Here is a 19,925-nt window from a genome sequence, read left to right on the forward strand (position 1 = left end):
GCCGAGGCCGCCCGGCTATTTGACGCTTATTCGGAAACGCAGCGTGCCGTCGGCGTCGACGCTGTTCAGCGCCTGGTCGATCAGCGTGCTGACGTCGATCTCGGGGGTGCGGCGGACCGCGTCGGCGACCACGGGCCGCAGCACCGGCCCCAGCGGGGCCAGGCCCGGGCCGATCTTGTCGAGCAGCGCGGTCGTGCTGTCGAGGAAGGGCACCACCCCGTCACCGGTGAAGTAATCGGCCGTGGGGCGGGCGTCCACGAGCCCGGAGCCCTGCTCGACGATGCGGTTCAGGAACCGGCCGAACTCGCCGAATTCCGGCCCGGCCGCGGCCAGAGACGGTCCGAGCCAATCGATGTCGCCGCCCATCGCCTGGATGTCGGCGAACAGCTGACGCAACGCGGGGGTGCGGCTGAGCAGGGTGGTGGCCAGCAGCGTGGTCGAACGCTGCAAGGTCCGCATGGTCGTGTCGGTACCGGACAGGGCGCGGCCGAAGGTGTCGACCAGTCGGCCCATCACCTCCGGATGAATCTGGTTCATCAGTTCGACCAGCCGCGCGGACAGCGCGGTGATGGTCATCGGCGTGCGGATCCGGTCGGTCGGCACGAGCTGGCCGTCGCGCAGGTACGGGCCGCCGCCGTCGGCCGGCTCGAACTCGATGTAGGGCTCGCCGAGCGCCGACAGCTGCTCGATCACGACCGTGCTGGCGATCGGGATCCGGTACCGGTCGTCGATCTCGAGCCGCACCAGCACCCCGGTGGCCTGCTTGCGCACCTCCCGCGTGCGGCCGACCTGCAGACCGCGCAGCAGCACCGGCGCGTTCGGCCCGAGCCCTCCCGAATCGGCGAGCCGCATCTCGGCGGTGAGATGCGACCGGCGCGGATCCAGGTGCAGCACACCGACAGTCATGTAGGTGATGCCCAGCACCAGCACCGCGGCGATCGCGGCCAGCGAGACGGTGGAACGCACGCTCATCGCACCACTCCGATCATGCGCAGGGTGTCGACGATGCGATCGGTCCGCTCCGGCGGGCTCATGGGCGCGGCGGTAACCTCCACCAGATCGACCTTCGGCCCGCGGTCGGCGAACGGGACCAGCTTGGTGTTGATCAGCTCGACCAGCTTCTTCATATTCGACGGCGAGCCGGTGTCGAAGGGGTGGTTGCCGAACAACATGGGCACCAAGGCGCGAACGGCGCCGTCGGTGGACTGCAACAGAGGGCCCAGCCACGCCGCGGCGGGACCCATCGGGCCCAGCGCGGTCAGCACGAGGATGACACCGATCTGCGCGTTCACCGAATCGGTGGTCTGCTGGACACCGTAGGGGGTGAGCAGTTCGTCGAGATACGGTGTGTTGGCGGCCAATCCGTCGGTCACGGTGGCCTGCAACCCGTCGAGCACGTGGTCGACGGAGTCCAGGCGGCCGCCCAGATCGGTGAGATCGGCCCCGAGAATGCCGGCGAGGCGGGCGGTGTCGCGCGGATCCTTCGGCATGATCGCGTTCATCTTGCGGACGATGTCCCGGACGTCGGTGACCGCGCCGCTGCCGACGAAGGTGGACAGCCCGGCCAGGATGTCCTCGATGGGCGGCGACTGGGTGGTGTTCGCGAGCGGGATCGTCGCGCCCGGTTCGAGTCGGGCCGCCGCCGGGGCCGCCGGCTCGGTCAGCGCGATGTGCACGTCGCCGAGCGGTGTCTCCTGGCGCAGTTCGGCGGTGGTGCCGACCGGCAGCCGCACCGAGTCGCGGATGTCGACCTCGGCGACCACGAAACCCTTGCCGCCGTGCGTATTCGGGTCCACGACGGTGACCTTGCCGAGTTGTCCCACCCGCACACCGTCGGCGATCACCTTGGCACCCTGCGGAAGATTGAGCACGTTCGCGAACTCGATGCGCAGCCGATAGGTCGGCCCGTCGACGCCGACCCCGGGCACCGGCACGTCGGCGGGCTGGAAATCACAGCCGGCGGCGGTGAGGACGAGCGCGAGGGCGAGCAGCGCGCGGGCGAGCACGCGCTGGGAGGTGTGTGGCCGCTCGGTCATCGCGCGCTCACCCCCGCCAGCAGTGCGGGCAGTGCGGGCACCGTGACCGTGCCGTTCTCCGTTGCGGCACAATGCTGTCCGGTGACGGCCTGCACGGCGGCGCAGACCTGGTCGGCGTGCTGCGCGGGCAGCGCGAGCTTCGGCGGGGCGTAGCCGATGGTCAACCGGCCGCTGGCCGGATCGACGGCGCCGGCGAAACCCGCGGCGATGGCCGGGGTCATCCGGAGCAGGTCGGTGAGTGTGCCGACACCGGCCGTGATCAGTTGCGGCAGACCGGGAATGGCGTCGATCGCCCGCACCGCGGGCGTGCCGAACATCATGAACACGTCGTTGAGCTGCGGCAGCACCTCGGCCAGCGCGGCGACGAGGTCCACCACGGGCGGGAACGCCAGGACGTTGGTGTCGTGGAAGGCCCCGGGCAGCGCGATGATGGTGTCCTTCACCTGCGCCCAGCCGCCGTGGGCGCGGTGCGCGAGTTCGGTGAGAGCGTCGAGCAACTGCCCGAGGTGGCCGATCGCCGCGTCCGGCGCGGCGAGCGCCTTGCCGAGCTGCTGGATGACGTCGTTGAGCTGGTCGCCGGTGCCGGCGGTGGCACGGTCGAGGGCGTCGAGCCCGGCCCCGAACGTGTTGTGCCGCTCCGGGTCTCCAGCGCCATTGAGCTTGTCGGCTAGACCGGCCAGGGCGTCGAACGTCTCCGAAAGACTCTTGGGCGTCAGGGCTTTGGTGATGCAGGTGCCGGGATCCCAACCGGGACCGGCGGGTTCGTCTCCGATGAGCGCCAGGTTCCGGTCGGCGATCAGGTTCTCGCTCACCGTCACCGCGCCGACGTCGGGCGGCAGCTTGCGGTCCGAGCGGACGGTGAACCGGACCTTGGTGGTGGCACCGTCGGGCTCGATGCCGGTGACCTTGCCGACCTGCACGCCCAGGACGGTGACCGCGCTGCCCTCGTACAACCCGATGCTGTCGGGCAGCTGCGCGCAGTACGCGCGGGTGTCGGGATGCTCCCGGGTCAGTCGCAGACCGGCCGCCGCCGCGACGACGAGAACCAGCACCACCGCCGCCGACATCAGCCCCCGCGAGCCGAGGATCTTCGCGAGCATCAGCACCCTCCCCCCGGTACGGGCACGCACACCCCGGGCAACGAGACGGTGGCCGCGGACCGGTCCACGGTCACCCCGCCGCCGTCCGGCAGCAGTGGCAGCAGCCGCAGTTCGAGGTCGCGCACGGAATCGAGGAGGGCGCCCAGGCGGGTGCCCAGCTCCTGGAGCATGGGGATCGCCTGGTCGGCGAGCGGGCGCGCCCGCTCCTTCAGGTTCGCGTCCCAGGCGCGCCCCAGCGGGGTCAGGCCGTGCAGCACGGTGGCCAGGTCGTCGAGCGCCTGCGCGATCTCGCTCCTGTTGTTTCGGATGACCATCTCCATGCCGGCCAGTGCGTTGACCAGCCGCACCAGCACGTCCGAATTCGCCCGCAGCGCGGAGAGATACTCGTCGGCCAGCGCGAGCGTGCGGGAGATGTCGGCGTTCTGGCGGTTCATGATCCCGGTCAGATCGCCGACCGCCCGGACGGCGGCGCGGAAGGCGTCCGGGCTGGTGTCGACCGAGGTCGCCAGCGCGGCGAGGGTCCGGCGCAGTTCGCTCCCGTCGATCTCGCGGACGGGCCGCACGGCGTCCTGGAAGACCTGGGTCAGGTTGTAGGGCAGCGTGACTCGCTCGCGCGGGATGACCGCCGAGCCGAGCGGCTGCGTGCCCGCGGGCAGCACGGCCAGGTAGTAGCCGCCCACCACGGTCAGCATGCGGATGTCGAGGGCGGTCTGGCTGCCGAGGAACACCTCGTCGTCGACGGTGAACCGCAGCCGGACCCGATCCGGCAGCAGCGTCAGCGATTTCACCTTGCCGACCGGAATGCCCGCGACCCGCACGTCGTCCCCGGTCCGGATGGACCCGGCCTGCGCCAGGTCGGCGGCGTACTCCCGCTCCGGGGTGGTCCCGGTGACGTAGACCGCGCCGATCGCGATCACCAGGAGCACCACGACCACCAGACCCGCTATGCCCCAGCGCAATTCGGCGGTGCGCCCATCGCCGGAACGCGCCGCCCGCCGGAGTTTCTCGCGCAGGGCCGCCCGCCGTGCCCGGCCGTTCACCTGTTGCATAGCGTGATCCTCTGTCCGGCGATGAGCAGTTGCAGCGGCGCGGGGGCCGCGGCGGTGCCGTGGGAGCAGGTGAGCGCGGCGTCGGGGCCGGTGGACGGGACGACCGCGGTCATCGCCTGGATCAGGCCGGGCAGCCGCCCGAACGCCGCCGCGGCCGCGTGCGGATCCGGAAAAGCGTTCTGCAACACCGCGTCCAGGTCCTGGCCGCGATTGCCGCTCACGCCCAGCGCGGCGAGCGTGCCGCGCAGCGGCTTCAATACCGGCGGGATGGTCAGGGCGAAGTCGACGAGCCCGGGCAGCTTGTCGGTGATGTTGACGAACAGGCTGGTCAGCTTGCTCATCAGCGCCATCGCGCTACCGGACTTGCCGCCGAGGTGGTCGGAGATCACCGCGAGGTTCGACACCAGCGTCGACACCACCGCCTGGCGGTCCGAGGCGTAGCGGCTCAGCTTGTTTACCGCGTCCAGGGCCGGACCCAGGCCCGTGCCGTCGCCCTGGATGACCGCGAGCATGCTGGTCGCGAACTGGTTGATGTCGGCGGGCGACAGCTGCGCGAGCACCGGCTGTAAACCCTTGAACAGAGTGGTGATGTCGAAAGCCGGTACCGTGTCGGCGATTTGGAAGACCGTCTTCGGATCGCGGCGGCGCTCCGGGTGTTCCGGCTGTTGAATATCCAGATAGCGGAAGCCGGTGAGGTTCTGGTACCGGATGGCGATCTTGCCGCCCTCGAAGACCGGATGGTCCTTCGTGACGGTGAACCGCACGCGCGCGAGCGCGCCGTCCAGTTCGACCGCGCGGACCTTGCCGACCTGCACCCCGTACAGCCGCACGTCATCGCCGCCGCGCAGCCCGTTGGCGTCGGTGAACATCGCCGTGTAGGTGTCGGTGTCGCCGCGGACCGGCCGCTCCACCACCCGGAACACCCCGGCCAGCACGACGACGGTGAGCACCGCGGCGATGGCCAGGCGCAGGAGCAGCGATCGGGTCGTCACGGGTGCCCCCCGCCGCCCGGCGCGCCGAGGGCGGCCGCGAGCGGCGCGGCCAGGCCGGGGACCGTGTCCAATTCGACCCCGGCGTGCAGCACCGGGCCCGTCGGCGAATCATGGAAAGCCTTGTCCAGCCGGGCGATCAGCTCGCCCAGCTGTCCCGCCGACTCTTGCGGCGTGCCGACCGAGGACGACAGCCGATCGAGGATCAACGGCGCCATGGGCAGCAGCCCGCCGAAATATTGCCGCGCGGTGCCGAGCGTGCGGGTGGCCGCCGGGAGCAGGCGGTCCTGCACATTGACCCAGAAGTTCCCGTACTTGGTCAGATTCTCCGGATTCGCGAGATAGGCGTTGGTCAGGTCGCCGTAGAGCACCAGGATCGCTCCGGAGAGCATCGGCGGCAGGCCCGCCAGCACCGACCCGTACCGGTCGAACAGCAGCGAGGGCGGCAACTGCTGGGTCTCGGCGAAGGCGCGCGCGGTCGAGCCCATGGCCTGCAGCAGCGGGGTGAACGCGGTCAGGTCCTGCGAGGTCTTGCGCAGCAGGTCCGACAGTTTCGGCGTCAGCACGTCGTCGGTGAGCTGACCGGTGGACCGCAGCAGCGCCGAGAGCGTGGCGTCGTGCACGCGGTCGGCGTTGCGGCCGGTCAGATCGACGGTGGAACCGTCGGCCAGCGCCGTGCCGCCGGCGTTCGAATGCAGTTGCAGCGCACTGATTCCGAAGAGATTGCCCGGGGCGTAGTCGACGGTCAGCGCGTCGGTCAGGCCGAACAATTGCGAGCGCAGCAAGCCCAGGTCCACGCGCTGGCGTCCCGGCGCGTCGGCGTCGATCCCGGTGATCGTGCCGATGCGCACGCCGTCGAGCCGCACGTCGGTACCCGGCTCGATGCCTTCGCCGACGTGGCCGGTGAGCAGCGCGACGCGGATCTCGTCGGCCGGGCGGCGTTCCGGCGCGACGCGCCAGCCGACGACCAGCGCCGCGGCGAGCAGGACGGCACACAGGCCGAGGACGCGGGCGCGGCGCGGACCGACCTCGGTGCCGGGCAGGATGTAGGCAGGCATGCGGTCACCCGGTGAACGTGATGGGGGACTGGAAGCCCCACAGGACGATGGTGGCGAACATGTCGAGCGCGATGATCGACACCAGGCTGGCGCGAATGGCGCGGCCCGAGCCGATGCCGACGCCCTCCGGTCCGCCGGTGGCGAAATAGCCCTGGTAGCAATGGATCAGCACGACCGCGATCGCGAAGATCATCACCTTGATCGTGGCGGCGACCACGTCCCAGCCGAGCACGAACTGGTCGAAATAGTGGGTGTAGGTGCCCGACGGCGTGCCGTGGATCGTCGTCACGATCACCTCGCAGGACAGGTAGCTGAGGATCAGCGCGACCACGAAAGCCGGTGCGACCGCGACGATTCCGGCGATGACCCGGGTGGTCACGACGAACGGCACCGACCGGATGCCCAGCGATTCCAGCGCGTCGATCTCCTCGGAGATGCGCATCGAGCCGATCTCGGCGGTCATCCGGCAGCCGGCCTGCGCCGCGAAGCCGACGCCCGCCGCGATCGGGGCGAGTTCGCGGGTGACGCCGAAGGCCGAGATGAGGCCGCTGAGCTGCCCGAGCGACAGCAGGTTGAGCGCGCTGTAGGCCTCGATGCCGATGGACGCGCCCATCGCCGCGCCCAGCAGCAGCATCAGCGGCACCACGCCGCCGCCGATGATCACCGAGCCGCGGCCCCAGGTCATGTCGGTGACGACCATGATCGTCTGGCGGCGGTAGCGCCGCAGCGTGTACGGCAGCGACGCGAAGACCTGCCAGCCGAAGCCGATCGCGAAACCGGTCGAGTCGATCGGGCGCATCGGGTGCAGCCGGCCGCGCAGGCGGTTCGCCCAGCGCAGTCCGGCCGGCAGATACGGGGTCGCGGTCATCAGGCCATCCTCACGGGGATGAACATGGTGACCACCTGCGTGATCGCGGTGTTGAGGACGGTGACGGCGGCGATCGACATGACGACCGCCGCGTTGACGCCGTCGGCCACGCCGCGCGGGCCGCCCTTGGCCTCGAGCCCGCGCTGGCAGGCGATGACCACGACCAGGAAGCCGAACAGGAACGACTTGATCACCGCCACCCAGATATCGATCGGAGTGGTGAAGGACCCGAAGGAATCCCAGTAGCTGCCCGGCGTCACGTCCAGCGCGGAGACCGCGACCGCGAAGCCCGAGGCGATGCCGACCACGATGATCAGGGTGGTGAGCATCGGCGCGACCAGCATCATCGCGGCGATGCGCGGCACCACCAGGCGCTGCACCGGATCGACGCCCATGACGCGCATCGCGTCGACCTCCTCCCGGATGGTCCGGGCGCCCAGATCGGCCGCCACCGCCGCCGAGCCCGCGCCGCCGAGCAGCATCGCCGCGGCCATCGGCGCGCCCTGTTTGATCACGCCCAGCCCGCCGGCCGCGCCGATCATCGAATCCGCGCCGAGTTGCGACACGATATTGCCGACCTGGGCGGAGACGATGACGCCGAACGGGATGGCCATCAGAATGCTGGGAATCGCGGTGACCTTGATGAGAAACCAGGCCTGCGTGAGGGTTTCGTGCACCTGGAACCGCAGCCGGATGGTATCCAGCGCGGCGATGCGGACGGCCTGCGCGCCCATGCGGATCGCGCGGCCGAGAGTGGCGAGGCTCGACAGCACCGTCTCGGAGAAATTCCGGCGCACCGCCGCCGCGGCGGACGCTTCGTGCTGGTCCGCGAGAATGGCCGGATCTGTCGTCGACACCGAACCTCCTTGTTCGACGAAAATGCCGCGTTACGCGACCTCCGCGGCCACATCGACAGGGCTCGCGGGCGACTCGGAAGCCTTGGTGGACAGAGACTCGGACATGTGTCTGGATGCTATTTCAGTCGCGGTTCCGGGGCAAGCGTTTTCACAATGTCGGGGTCACTCCACCGCGATCGGGCGGCCCGCCGCGCTCGGTCCGGCCGTGTAGCCGGGGTCGGAGCGGGTAGCCGGTGCGAACGCGGCCGTCGAGCGAGAAAGGAGCCGCATGACCACCGCACCCGACATTCCCGCCACCGACAGCGAGGCCCGCGGCACACCGCTGCGGACGGTGACGTCGCTGCCGCAGCAGATCACCGTCGAGGAACATCTGTGGATTCCGATGTCGGACGGGACCAGGCTGGCCGCCAAGTTGTGGCGGCCGATCGCGGCGGACGACCAGCCGGTGCCGGGAATTCTGGAATACATCCCGTATCGCAAGCGCGACCTCACCGCGGTGCGGGATTCGATTCACCATCCCTATCTCGCCGGGCACGGATATGCCTGTCTCCGGGTCGATCTGCGGGGCACCGGAGAATCCGAGGGCGTACTCGCCGACGAATATCTGGAACAGGAACACCTCGATGCCGAGGACGTCCTGCGCTGGCTGGCCGAACAGCCGTGGTGCAACGGCCGAATCGGCATGATGGGAATCTCCTGGGGCGGGTTCAATTCTTTGCAGATCGCCGCCCGCAAACCGCCCGAACTCCAGGCGATCGTCATTTCCTCGTTCACCGACGACCGGTATTCCGACGATATGCACTACATGGGCGGCGCGCTGCTGTCGGACAATATCGCCGAGTCCGCGACCATGTTCGCCTACAGCACCCTGCCGCCCGATCCCGCACTGGTCGGCGAGCGCTGGCGGGACATGTGGCTGGAGCGCCTGGAGAATTGCAGCCTCTGGGCCGAGAATTGGCTGAGCCATCAGCGCCGCGACGATTATTGGCGACGCGCCTCGGTGTGCGAGAACTATTCCGACGTGCAGGTTCCGGTGCTGGCGTCCAGCGGCTGGGCCGACGGCTACTCCAATGCGGTGGCCCGGCTGCTCGCCAATCTGAACGTGCCGCGCAAGGGCTTCATCGGCCCCTGGTCGCACAAGTACCCGCATCTGGGCGAGCCCGGACCGGCCATCGGCTACCTGCAGGAAGTGGTGCGCTGGTGGGACTACTGGCTCAAGGACATCGACAACGGGGCGATGGACGGGCCGATGCTCTACACCTGGATGCAGGAGAGCGTGCCGCCCTCGACCTCCTACGAGGACCGGCCCGGCCGGTGGGTCGGCGAGCCGGCCTGGCCGTCGCCGCACGTCCGGGAGACCGAACATCCCTTGGCGCGCAACCGGATCGGGCGGCCGGACGAGGCCGTGCCGCCCGCCGACCTGCTGGTCGAATCGCCGCTGTCGGTGGGGCAGTTCGCGGGGAAGTGGGCGTCCTACAGCGCGCCGCCGGACCTGCCCTACGACCAGCGCGAGGAGGACGGCGGCTCGCTGGTCTTCGACACCGACGAACTGCCCGAGCGCTGCGAGATCCTGGGCGCGCCGGTGGTGACGCTGGAGGTGTCGGCGGACAAGCCCGTGGCCATGGTCGCGGCCCGGCTGTCCGACGTCGCCCCGGACGGCCGCGCGACCCGGGTGACCTACGGCCTGCTCAACCTGACCCACCGCGACGGCCACGACCATCCCGAGCCGCTGCGCGCGGGCGAGCGGTATCGGGTCGCCGTGCAGCTCAACGCGGTGGCGCAGGCGTTTCCCGCCGGGCATCGCATCCGGCTGTCGCTGTCCACCTCGTACTGGCCGCTGGCCTGGCCCCCGCCGGAACCCGCGCAGCTCACCGTGCACACCGCGGGCAGCAGTCTGCGGCTGCCGATCCGGCCGATCGCCGAGGACGACGAGGTGTCGCCCCGGCCGTTCGCCGAACCCGAAGGGGCGCAACCGATGCCGACCACTCGGATCACGCCGGGCGAGCAGAAGTGGACCGTCTCGCGCGACCTGATCGACTACCGCTCGGCGCTCGACATCGTCAAGGACGCCGGCGTGGTGCGCTTCGACGAGCAGGACCTGCTGGTCGACCGGCACGTGCGCGAGCACTACGGCTGGCAGGCCGACGACTTCTGCTCGGCCACCGCGGAGACCTCCTGGTCGATGACCTTCGCCCGGGGCGACTGGCGGGCCCGCACCGACACTCGCACCCGGGTGACCTGCACCCCGACCGACTTCCTCGTGCACGCGCAGCTCGACGGCTTCGAGGGCGAGCGGCGCGTGTACTCGCGAAACTGGAACAGGACGATCCCCCGTGACCATGTTTAACGATCAGCCGGCCACCCTGGCGGCGTCCGAGAAGCCGAGCCTGCGGGCCCGGATGATGATCGCCGCGCTGCGGGTGACCCGTGCCAAGAAGACCTTCGCCAGTGCCGACGCACTGCACGAGAGCATCGCGAAAAGCCAACGACCCGAACGGGACCGGCCGCCGGAGTCGCTGTACCGCGACCACCTGGTGAGCCGGCGCGAAATCCGCGGGCGGCCGGTCTACACCATCCGGCCGCGCACCGGCGGCACCACCCGGCACGTCTTCTATCTGCACGGTGGCGCGTACGTGCACCAGATCCAGCGCGACCACTGGAAGTTCCTGTCCCGCTTGATAGATCACACCGGATGCACGGTGACCGTGCCGTTGTATCCGCTCGCCCCCGCGCACCACTACGACGACACCGTCCCCATGGTGGTCGCCGCGCACGACGAGCTCCTCGGCGACACCCCGACGCAGGACAAGATCTTCATGGGCGATTCGGCCGGCGGCGCACTGGCATTGGTGCTGGCGCGGCGGATCGGCGCGGCGGGGGAGACGCCGCCCAAGGAGGTCGTGATGATCTCGCCGTGGCTCGACGTCACCATGATCGACCCGGTGGCCGAGGCCATCGACCCGCGCGACCCGTACCTCGGCGTCGCGGGTCTGGTCGAGGCCGGGCGGCTCTACGCCGACCGGCACGATCGGGCCGACCCGCAGATCAGCCCGTTGAACGCGCCCGCCGCGACGCCCGGTCGCCTGAGCCTGTTCATCGGCACCCGCGACGTCCTGCTCGCCGACGCCCGCCGCTTCCGGACCCGGTGCGCCGACGAGGGCGTCGAACTCGATTACCACGAATACCCCGGGATGTTCCACGCCTGGGTGCTCGCCGACCTTCCGGAGTCCCGGCACGCGATGCGGGAACTGGTGCGTCTCGTGAACGACGAAGTGAGGAATACGCATGGGTGACATCGACATCTTCGTGCTGGCGCTCGACGACGGCAATCTGCGCACACTCGAGCAGATTCCGGACGCGGAGCGCTTCAACTATCACCGGCTGCTGGGTGTGGAGGAGACCCAGGAGGGCCAGATTCCGATCGAGGATCTGCTGCACAAGGCGCAGCAGGAACTCGACGGATTCGACGGGAAGATCGGCGCGATCGTCGGCTATTGGGATTTCCCGGTCACCGCGCTGGTGCCGATGCTGTGCCGGGAGCGCGGACTGCCCAGCGCCGACCTCGAGGCGGTCGTCAAATGCGAGCACAAGTACTGGAGCCGCCTCGAACAGAGCAAGGTCGTCGACGATCTGCCGAAATTCGGGATCGTGGATCTGGCGGGCGAGGCGCGGCTGCCCGAGGGCATGCGCTATCCGGTGTGGCTCAAACCCGTCAAGTCCTTCTCCTCGGAGCTGGCCTTCCACGTGGCGGACGACCGCGAATTCGAGGACGCGGTCGCGCAGATCCGCGAGGGCGTGAGCCGGGTGGGCAAGCCGTTCGAATTCGTGCTCGATCAGGTGGATCTGCCGCCGGAGATCGCCGAGATCGGCGGCCAGGCCTGCCTCGCCGAGGAGGCGCTGACCGGCGTGCAGGCGGCCACGGAAGGCTATGTGTACCAGGGCAAGGTCACCGTCAACGGCGCGCTGGACTCGATCAACTATCCGGATACGCCGTGCTTCCTGCGCCACCAGTATCCGTCGCAGCTGCCCGCCGAGTTCGTCGAGCGGATGACCGACATCTCCGAGCGCGTGATCACGCAGATGGGCCTGAACAATTCGACGTTCAGCATCGAATTCTTCTGCGATCTCGACACCGGTCGCGTCTCGGTACTGGAGATCAACGCCCGCCACTCGCAGTCGCACGCGGACATGTTCCTGGCCGTGGACGGAATCCCCAACCACCACTGCATGATCCGGCTCGGCCTGGGCATGGACCCGAGCCTGCCGCGCGGCGAGGGACCCTACGAGATTGCCGCCAAGTGGTACTACCGCCGCTTCACCGACGGCATCGTCCGCCGCGTCCCCGCCGCCGCGGAAATCGAGGCCATCCAGCGCGACATCCCGGGCGTGACCATCGAGGTGACGGCCGCCGAGGGCACCCGTCTGTCCGACGCCCCCGCCCAGGACAGCTACAGCTACGAATTGGCCGACCTGTTCATCGGCGCCGACAGCGAAGCCGAGATGACCCGCAAATACGAACGCTGCGTCGACGCCCTGCACTTCGAATTCGAGGACGTCGAGGAATAGCCCGGAAAAGGAAAACCCCCGCGGTGGCGACCGCGGGGGTTCTTCCCGATCGAAGTCGGGTTACGGCTTCGATCGGGGGACGTCGCCGCGCCACTGGCCGGTCTCGGCGCCGCGCTGCTCGATGAACTTCTTGAAGCGCTCTAGGTCGCCGTGCACGCGGCGGTCGATCACGCCGAGCTTGTCGGCGACATTCTCGGCGAAGCCCTCGGGGTCGATGTCCATCTGCGCGGTCACCCGGGTGTGCTCGGGGTCGAGGCGGTGGAAGGTGACGACGCCGGCGTGCGTCGGGCCGGAGTCGGAATGCCACGCCACCCGCTCGTCGGGGTGCTGCTCGCTGATGGTGGCGTCGAACTCGCGCGTCGCCGGGCCGACGTGGACCTTCCAGTGCGTGTGCGTGTCGTCGCGCTGCACGACCTCCTCGACACCCTCCATGAACTGGGGAAAGGTCTCGAACTGGGTCCACTGGTCGTACGCGGTGCGGATCGGGACTGCTACGTCCACGGCGGCTGTCACGGTACCCATGTGCTCATCTCCTTCGTAGTACTCGGGCGCCTCGGCGGCCGTCTTGCTACCGACTGTGGCGCGGGTGGCCACGTCTGCCGCACTACCCGGATGCCGTCCGGCTATGCACCGCGACCGGCGGGAAATTCGCCACGCGCCCCGTGCCGTTTGCGCCGCCGGGCCACGGGTAGCGCGGCAGTGAGACCACCGATCCCCGGCGTGAGGAGCGCAGATGAGAGCCGTGACGTGGCAGGGCCATCGCAAGGTGAGCGTCGAGCAGGTGCCCGACGCGCGGATCGAGGAGCCCACCGATGCCGTCATCGAGGTCACCTCGACCGCGATCTGCGGCTCCGACCTGCACCTGTACGAGGTGCTCGGCGCCTACATGAGCCCGGGCGACGTGCTGGGCCACGAGCCGATCGGCGTGGTCGTCGAGACCGGGCCGGGGGTCGGCCGACTGTCCGAGGGCGACCGCGTGGTCGTCCCGTTCCAGATCAGCTGCGGCGAGTGCGCGATGTGCGGCACCGGCCTGCCGACCCAGTGCGAGACCACGCAGGTGCGCGAACAAGGCTCGGGCGCAGCGCTTTTCGGCTACTCCAAGCTCTACGGGCAGGTGCCCGGCGGACAGGCCCAGTACCTGCGGGTGCCGCATGCCGACGCCACCCACATCAAGGTCCCGCACGGCCCCGACGACACCCGCTACCTGTATCTGTCCGACGTGCTGCCGACCGCGTGGCAGGCGGTGGAGTACGCGGGCGTGCGGGCCGGCGATTCGCTGACGGTGCTGGGCCTCGGCCCGATCGGCGACATGGCGTGCCGGGTCGCCGCGCATCGCGGCGTCCGGGTGATCGGTGTCGACCGGGTGCCCGAGCGGCTCGCGCGCGTGGCCGCCCGAGGCATCGAGGTCGTCGACATGGACCGGGTGCACGATTCGCTCGGCGACGTGATCCGCGACCGCACCGAGGGCCGCGGCAGCGACGCGGTGATCGACGCGGTCGGGATGGAGGCGCACGGCTCGCCCGTCTCCTCGGCGGCGCAGCGCGCGGCGGCCTTCCTGCCCGACGCGGTGGCGCAGAAACTGATGGACACCGCCGGCATCGATCGGCTCGCGGCCCTGCGCACCGCGATCGACGTGGTGCGGCGCGGCGGGACCATCTCGCTGGTCGGGGTGTACGGCGGCATGGTGGATCCGCTGCCGATGCGGGTGCTGTTCGACAAGCAGATCCAGTTGCGCATGGGGCAGGCGAACGTGACCCGCTGGGCGCCCGACATCCTGCCGCTGCTGGACGACGACGATCCGCTGGGTGTGGACACCTTCGCCACCCACCGCCTCCCGTTGTCGGCCGCGCCCGACGCCTACCGCATGTTCCAGCAGAAATCCGACGGCGCGGTGAAGATCGTGCTGGATCCCGGGGCCACCACGGCCGCGGTGTGATCGACGGCGCACCGTGTCGACCGGCCGTTCGCAAAGTGGACCACATCGTTCGCTTATCGGCCGGGAGAACCATTTTCGGCCCGCGGGGCGCGGGTACGCGACACCCATGCGCCCCATGCACGACCGCCTGGATAGTGAGAGAAGTTCGGCCATGACCACCGATGCACCCTCTGTTCAGTCCTCGACGGCCCGCCGTTCCCGCCGGGGCAACGACTCCTACGACGGCATCGAGCCGCTGTTCGCCGACCTCGCCCGGCTGGACCCCGGCGGCCTCGAATACCGGCGGCTGCGCGAGGACATCATCGTGCGCTGCCTGCCGCTCGCCGAGCACATCGCGCGCAAGTTCAGCGGGCGCGGGCTGGACTACGACGACCTGCTGCAGGTCGCTCGGATGGGTCTGATCGCCGCGGTCAACCGGTTCGACCCCGAGCGCGGCGCGACCTTCCTGGGCTTCGCCGTCCCGACCGTGATGGGCGAGGTCCGCCGCCATTTCCGCGACCAGGGCTGGGCGCTGCGGGTGCCCCGGGCGCTCAAGGAACTGCGGCAGCGCATCGCCGCGATCACCCCGGAACTCGCGCAGCGGCTGGACCGGATGCCGACCGCCGGCGATCTGGCCGAGGCCCTGGAGGTCGACCGCGAGGACATCACACAGGCCCTGGTCGCCGCCGACTGCTACCGCACCGAATCCCTCGACACCCCGGTCGAAGCCGGTGAGGGCCACACGCCGCTGGCCGATCTGCTCGGCGACACCAAGCCCTGCTACGGACTGCTCGAGAACGCGATCACGGTGCGGCCGCTGATCGCGGCGCTGCCCGAACGGGACCGGCAGATCCTGGTCGAGCGCTTCTTCGCCGGCCGCAGCCAAGCCGAGATCGGCAAGCAGTTCGGCGTGTCCCAGATGCAGATCCACCGCACCCTCAAACGCATTCTGAACACCCTGCGCGAACAGGCCCTCGCCGAGCCGTCCCGGGCGGCCTGAGGCGCTCCAGGGCCGTGATGCGGGCGCGAGAGTTGTTCGCGCGGAACGCTTTTCGATGCCCCGGGGCGGCAGGCCCCGGGGCGCAAAGGCTACTCGTCGCCCCGGGACGCGAAGGCTACTCGTCGAGGGTGGTTCCCGGGGCCTGCCCGTACTGGCGGCGGTACTGCGCGGCGAAGCGGCCCGGGTGGCCGAAACCCCAGGCCGCGGCGATGGAGGCGACCGTGGCGCCGTCGTCGGGGGAGTCGGCCCGCAGCTGTTCGTGAGCGCCGCGCAGGCGCATGCGTTTCAGATAGGCCATCGGGGTGGTGTCGAGATGGCGGCGGAACGCCAATTGCAGCGCCCGCACCGTGACGTAGGCTGCCGCCGCGATATCGGACACCGAAATGTCTTGATGCACATGGGTTTCCATGTAGGCCACGGCGCGGCGCACGGTGTCGGGGTGCGCGTCGTTGCGGTCGCCGGCCGTGGGGTCGACGAGCGCGGTGCTCGGGAACGCGTCGAGCACGCTCGCGGCCAGGTACTGCGTCGCGGTGCTCGCGACCAGCGGCGGCACCCGGTCCCCGTACGAGGCGGCGAGCTGTTGCACGTGCTCGATGACCGCGGTCAGTCGCCGTCCGGCCGCCGCCGACACCGTGCGATGGCCGACCAGACCCACCGCCCCGGGCTCGTCGTCGGCGCCCGCCGCGACCCGGCCCAGCTCGGCGGGATCGAACATGGTGATCGTGTACCGGGAGTGGTGGATGATGCCCGAATAGGGCAGATCCGGGGGCGTCAGCAGGCCGATCTCGCCCGGACCGAACACGTCGGTGCCCTCGTCGAGGTAATGCTCCTCGACCCAGCCCGTCTCCACCCCGCACAGGCAGATCTTGCGCAGCGGATCGGCGTCGTAACTCATGTCGAAACCGAGTTCCAGCCGGTCCAGGCTGACCGTGCCCAGCATGTCGCGGGTGATGTGGCTGCGGACCGGCACCTCCGCGGCGTTGCCGATCTGCATCGTCGTGTAATTCCGGTTCAGGAACTGTTCGGTGGCCGCCAGGCTGCCGCTCTCGAATTCCACCGTCAATAGACTCACGCTCCTCTGCACCGCTCACCGCCTCGGACCGCGACGGACAGCGCTGTACGTACGGTCCGGGCGTGTTGGTCGCCGAGTACCCACTTTTGCCGATATTGCGCACCGCGCCGCCCGCGGCGACCCGGCCCCTGCTCGTCCCCGGCTCTGCGCCGGGCGGGTGCCCAGATGAGGTTCTCGGTCTCGATGATGCCAGCCCGGTACGAAACGACAACGTCCGGTACGGGCGATTCGGACGCGCCGGAGTCGGCTGTGCCAAGCCGGGGAAGTGAAGTCGGCCGTTCGCGCGGCCGAATCTTGCTCGTGCCGGGCGATTGCGGCGGGCCGGGGCGGGAACGTCCGGTGATATGGCGATCATCATCGGTACCTCGGGATGGCAGTACGCGGACTGGCGCGGGGTGTTCTATCCGAAGGGGGTCGCGCAGCGGCGGTGGCTGGAGCACTACGCGGGCGCGTTCGCGACGGTGGAGTTGAACGCCGCCTTCTACCGGCCGATGGCGCGCACGACCTTCGAGGGCTGGCGCACCCGCACCCCTGACGACTTCGTGATGGCGGTCAAGGCGAGTCGCGTGCTCACCCATCATCGGCGGCTGCTCGACCCCGAAATACCGCTCGAGCGCATGCTGGACGCGGCGCGCGGACTCGGAGACAAGCTGGGCCCCTTGCTGATTCAGCTGCCGCCCAACCTGCCCGCCGCGCCGGACCGCCTGTCGGCCGTGCTGCGGCTGATCCCGGCGGACGTGCGCGTGGTCGTGGAACCGCGGCACGAGAGCTGGTGGACCGACGAGGTGCGCGCCGTGCTGGCGGAGCGCGGCGCGGCACTGTGCTGGGCCGACCGGCTGGACCGGCCCGTCACCCCGCTGTGGCGCACGGCCGACTGGGGTTATCTGCGCTTCCACGAGGGCACCGGCGCGCCCTGGCCCTGCTACGACGAGGACGTCCTCGCCGACTGGGTGCGCCGCCTCGGCGAAATCTGGGAGCCCACCAGCGACGTCTACGTCTACTTCAACAACGACCCCGGCGGCGCGGCCATCCACAATGCCATCCGCTTCGCCGCGCTGGCCCGCGCCGCCGGTTGGCAGGTGACGCGCACCCCCGACCCACTACCCCCGGCCGTCGACCCGCCCGAGGTCTCGCGGGAGTGGAACACGCCTTGGTGAGAACCCGCCGCTACCGATCACGTTGGCGGGCGGCAGTTTTCCTGCCGTGCCGATCGCCTTGCCGGTCAGGGCACCTGGAGTTCGACCGTCGCCGCGGGCAGGTGCAGCCGGTCGGTGGACGCGGTGATCTGGACCCGGCCCGAACCGGTCGGCGCGGTCACGATCGACGGCTGGTTCGCGTTGGTCGAGCTGCCCGTGTCGACCGCGTGGACAGGGATCGTGCCCTCGGCCCCGGTGTCGAGATTGCGCCACTGCACGATCACCGTGACGCCGCACAGGTTTCCGAAGGTGGGCGTCCAGCGCGTGAACGTCACCCAGAACTGGGTGGAGCCGGGTTCGGCGAAGTCGGACGAGGCGCTCACCCAGCCGCGTCCGTAACAGATGTCGCCCAGCGTCTGGATGTCGCCGACATCGGCGCGGTTCGCCGCGGCGGTGGTCGCGACCGTGGTGAGCACGCCGCTCACCGCCGCGGCGGCCAGCACGCCACGCAGCACGAACTTCCTCTTCTGCATCAGATGGTTCCTCCCGTAGTCGTCGATTCGACACTCGGCAGCCTGGTGTCGTAGGTACCGGTGCCGCATCGGTACCGCTACCGAGACCCCGCGCGCCGAATGCTTCGCGCGTGTCGGGTGCGCCTGACCGATGCTCGGGGTTTGCCGACCTACGATTCGCTGTTGATAGCGGCAGAGCATGATTCGTCCGGATTGGGGTGCGCGGCGATGGAGCAGAGCAAGGTGCGGCGGTCGGCGCGCGAGGTCCTGCAGTCGCTGCCCGGACACGTGCGGGCGGACGCCCTGCGGCGGCTGCGGCGGCGCGGGCGCCCGCTCGCGCTGCGCGACATCACCGTGGTCGACGCGGGCATGCTGAAGCGGGCCGTGGTCGCCGCCTCGCTCGGCAACTGCATGGAGTGGTTCGACTTCGGCGTCTACAGCTACCTCGCCGTCGTGATCGGGAAGGTGTTCTTCCCGGACGTCGGCGCGGGGGTGCAGGTGCTGGCCTCGTTCACGACGTTCGCCGCGGCCTTCCTGGTACGCCCGCTCGGCGGCCTGTACTTCGGCCCGCTGGGCGACCGGATCGGCCGCCAGAAGGTGCTGGCCACCACCATGCTCATGATGGCCGCCAGCACCTTCGCGATCGGCTTCATCCCCGGCTACGGCACCATCGGCATCGCCGCGCCGATCCTGCTGCTGGTCTGCCGGATGGTGCAGGGCTTTTCCACCGGCGGCGAGTACGGCGGCGCGACCACCTTCATCGCCGAGTACTCCCCGGACCGCCGCCGCGGATTCCTCGGCAGCTGGCTGGATTTCGGCACCTTCGTCGGCTACGCCGCCGGCTCGGGCATCGTCACCCTGCTCAATCTCACGCTCGGCGAGCAGGCCGTCGAGGACTGGGCGTGGCGGCTGCCGTTCCTGATCGCCGGGCCGATCGGCGCGATCGGCCTGTACATCCGCCTCAAGCTCGAGGACACCCCGGCCTACCAGGAGCAATTGGACGCGCACGACAAGGAATTGGCCGAGCAGAAGTCCGGCGACAGCCGGCTGGGCGAGATCGCGGTGATCTTCACCCGGCACTGGCGGGCCATGCTGATCTGCATCGGGCTGGTGCTGCTCTACAACGTCACCAACTACATGGTGACCGCATACCTGCCGACCTACATGTCCGAATCGCTGCACCGCTCCACCACACTGTCGGACACGCTGGTCCTGTGCGCGATGGCGCTGGTGGTGCTGCTGATCACCTTCGTGGGCCGCGCCAGCGACCGCTTCGGCCGGCGGCCGGTGTTCCTGATCGCGGCGGCGGCACAGGTGGTGCTCGCCTACCCGGCGTTCCTGCTGATCCGGCAGGACGGCTGGGCGCTGCCGCTGCTGGGCACGCTGGTGCTGGCCGCGCTGCTGGCCGGATTCGCCGGGCCCAGCGCCGCGACCCTGCCCGCCCTGTTCCCGACCGCCATTCGCTACGGCGCGATGGGCATCTCGTTCAACATCGCGGTCTCGGCGTTCGGCGGCACCACGCCGCTGGTCAACGCGGCCCTGGTGGAGGGCACGCACAACCTGATGGTGCCCGCCTACTACCTGATCGTCTCCGGGCTCATCGGCATGGTGGCCGCCGTGTTCCTCCGGGAATCCGCGCTGCTGCCGCTGAAGGGTTCGCAACCGATGGTTGGCACCGAGGAGGAGGCGGAGGAACTGGTCACCACCTCCGAACTGGCGCTGAAAGAGTTGCGCGCCAGCGGTACTCGCGGCCAGTCTTGATTTCGC

18 protein-coding genes are annotated in these 19,925 nt (G+C 69.8%); 7 read left to right on the forward strand and 11 right to left on the reverse strand.

The window, feature by feature from the left end; all coding sequences use genetic code 11:
• Positions 1-15: 15 nt before the first annotated feature.
• Genes IU476_RS10465 through IU476_RS10500 form a run of 8 tightly spaced genes read right to left on the reverse strand, consistent with a single transcriptional unit; the run spans position 16 to position 7,834 of the window.
• A complete protein-coding gene (locus IU476_RS10465; RefSeq protein WP_195099020.1) occupies positions 16-972 on the reverse strand; it encodes an MlaD family protein in 957 nt (318 codons plus the stop codon).
• Positions 969-2,036, reverse strand: a complete 1,068-nt coding sequence (locus IU476_RS10470) for an MlaD family protein (protein ID WP_195099022.1) — start codon at positions 2,034-2,036, stop codon at positions 969-971. Before IU476_RS10470 ends, IU476_RS10465 begins: the two co-directional genes overlap by 4 nt.
• On the reverse strand, positions 2,033-3,136 hold the full coding sequence (locus tag IU476_RS10475; RefSeq protein WP_195099025.1) for an MlaD family protein: 1,104 nt from the start codon (positions 3,134-3,136) through the stop codon (positions 2,033-2,035). Before IU476_RS10475 ends, IU476_RS10470 begins: the two co-directional genes overlap by 4 nt.
• Positions 3,136-4,185, reverse strand: a complete 1,050-nt coding sequence (locus IU476_RS10480; RefSeq protein ID WP_195099027.1) for an MlaD family protein — start codon at positions 4,183-4,185, stop codon at positions 3,136-3,138. The genes IU476_RS10475 and IU476_RS10480 overlap by 1 nt, the downstream gene beginning before the upstream one ends.
• Complete coding sequence (locus IU476_RS10485) at positions 4,173-5,177, reverse strand: MlaD family protein (RefSeq protein ID WP_195099029.1); 1,005 nt, start codon at positions 5,175-5,177, stop codon at positions 4,173-4,175. The genes IU476_RS10480 and IU476_RS10485 overlap by 13 nt, the downstream gene beginning before the upstream one ends.
• Positions 5,174-6,232: an MlaD family protein gene (locus IU476_RS10490; protein WP_195099031.1), complete on the reverse strand. Its 1,059-nt coding sequence runs from the start codon at positions 6,230-6,232 to the stop codon at positions 5,174-5,176. Before IU476_RS10490 ends, IU476_RS10485 begins: the two co-directional genes overlap by 4 nt.
• A 4-nt stretch (positions 6,233-6,236) precedes the next feature.
• Positions 6,237-7,100 (reverse strand): ABC transporter permease, encoded by an 864-nt coding sequence (locus IU476_RS10495; RefSeq protein WP_195099033.1) that lies wholly within the window; start codon positions 7,098-7,100, stop codon positions 6,237-6,239.
• Positions 7,100-7,834 (reverse strand): ABC transporter permease, encoded by a 735-nt coding sequence (locus tag IU476_RS10500; protein ID WP_228823536.1) that lies wholly within the window; start codon positions 7,832-7,834, stop codon positions 7,100-7,102. The genes IU476_RS10495 and IU476_RS10500 overlap by 1 nt, the downstream gene beginning before the upstream one ends.
• Positions 7,835-8,225: 391 nt before the next feature.
• Between IU476_RS10500 and IU476_RS10505 the strand changes: the two genes are divergently transcribed.
• Genes IU476_RS10505 through IU476_RS10515 form a run of 3 tightly spaced genes read left to right on the forward strand, consistent with a single transcriptional unit; the run spans position 8,226 to position 12,523 of the window.
• Entirely contained in the window at positions 8,226-10,304 is a 2,079-nt protein-coding gene (locus tag IU476_RS10505) for a CocE/NonD family hydrolase (protein WP_228823466.1), read from the forward strand.
• Positions 10,297-11,250 (forward strand): alpha/beta hydrolase fold domain-containing protein, encoded by a 954-nt coding sequence (locus IU476_RS10510; RefSeq protein WP_195099818.1) that lies wholly within the window; start codon positions 10,297-10,299, stop codon positions 11,248-11,250. Before IU476_RS10505 ends, IU476_RS10510 begins: the two co-directional genes overlap by 8 nt.
• Positions 11,243-12,523 carry an ATP-grasp domain-containing protein gene (locus IU476_RS10515; protein WP_195099036.1) on the forward strand — a complete coding sequence of 427 codons (1,281 nt, stop codon included), beginning with the start codon at positions 11,243-11,245 and terminating at the stop codon, positions 12,521-12,523. The genes IU476_RS10510 and IU476_RS10515 overlap by 8 nt, the downstream gene beginning before the upstream one ends.
• A 60-nt stretch (positions 12,524-12,583) precedes the next feature.
• Here IU476_RS10515 and IU476_RS10520 read toward each other — a convergent pair whose 3' ends face one another.
• Positions 12,584-13,045 carry an SRPBCC family protein gene (locus IU476_RS10520; RefSeq protein ID WP_195099038.1) on the reverse strand — a complete coding sequence of 154 codons (462 nt, stop codon included), beginning with the start codon at positions 13,043-13,045 and terminating at the stop codon, positions 12,584-12,586.
• Positions 13,046-13,256: 211 nt separating this feature from the next.
• Between IU476_RS10520 and IU476_RS10525 the strand changes: the two genes are divergently transcribed.
• Together IU476_RS10525 and IU476_RS10530 are read left to right on the forward strand one after the other, a co-directional pair.
• Positions 13,257-14,459: an alcohol dehydrogenase catalytic domain-containing protein gene (locus tag IU476_RS10525; RefSeq protein WP_195099040.1), complete on the forward strand. Its 1,203-nt coding sequence runs from the start codon at positions 13,257-13,259 to the stop codon at positions 14,457-14,459.
• Positions 14,460-14,610: 151 nt separating this feature from the next.
• The gene (locus IU476_RS10530; RefSeq protein ID WP_195099042.1) at positions 14,611-15,438 is read left to right on the forward strand and encodes a SigB/SigF/SigG family RNA polymerase sigma factor; all 828 of its coding nucleotides are present in this window, start codon (positions 14,611-14,613) and stop codon (positions 15,436-15,438) included.
• 115 nt (positions 15,439-15,553) lie between these two features.
• Here IU476_RS10530 and IU476_RS10535 read toward each other — a convergent pair whose 3' ends face one another.
• Positions 15,554-16,495, reverse strand: coding sequence for a helix-turn-helix transcriptional regulator (locus IU476_RS10535; RefSeq protein WP_324193995.1), 942 nt, complete (start codon positions 16,493-16,495; stop codon positions 15,554-15,556).
• 359 nt (positions 16,496-16,854) lie between these two features.
• On the opposite strand from IU476_RS10535, the gene IU476_RS10540 reads away from it, so the two are divergent.
• The gene (locus IU476_RS10540) at positions 16,855-17,667 is read left to right on the forward strand and encodes a DUF72 domain-containing protein (protein WP_195099044.1); all 813 of its coding nucleotides are present in this window, start codon (positions 16,855-16,857) and stop codon (positions 17,665-17,667) included.
• 65 nt (positions 17,668-17,732) lie between these two features.
• Here the strand turns inward: IU476_RS10540 and IU476_RS10545 are convergent, their stop codons facing one another.
• Positions 17,733-18,179: a hypothetical protein gene (locus tag IU476_RS10545; protein WP_195099045.1), complete on the reverse strand. Its 447-nt coding sequence runs from the start codon at positions 18,177-18,179 to the stop codon at positions 17,733-17,735.
• Positions 18,180-18,386: 207 nt separating this feature from the next.
• On the opposite strand from IU476_RS10545, the gene proP reads away from it, so the two are divergent.
• Positions 18,387-19,919 (forward strand): glycine betaine/L-proline transporter ProP, encoded by a 1,533-nt coding sequence (gene proP, locus IU476_RS10550; RefSeq protein ID WP_195099046.1) that lies wholly within the window; start codon positions 18,387-18,389, stop codon positions 19,917-19,919.
• Positions 19,920-19,925 lie beyond the last annotated feature (6 nt).

Source organism: Nocardia blacklockiae, from assembly GCF_015477355.1.
Lineage (GTDB): Bacteria > Actinomycetota > Actinomycetes > Mycobacteriales > Mycobacteriaceae > Nocardia > Nocardia blacklockiae.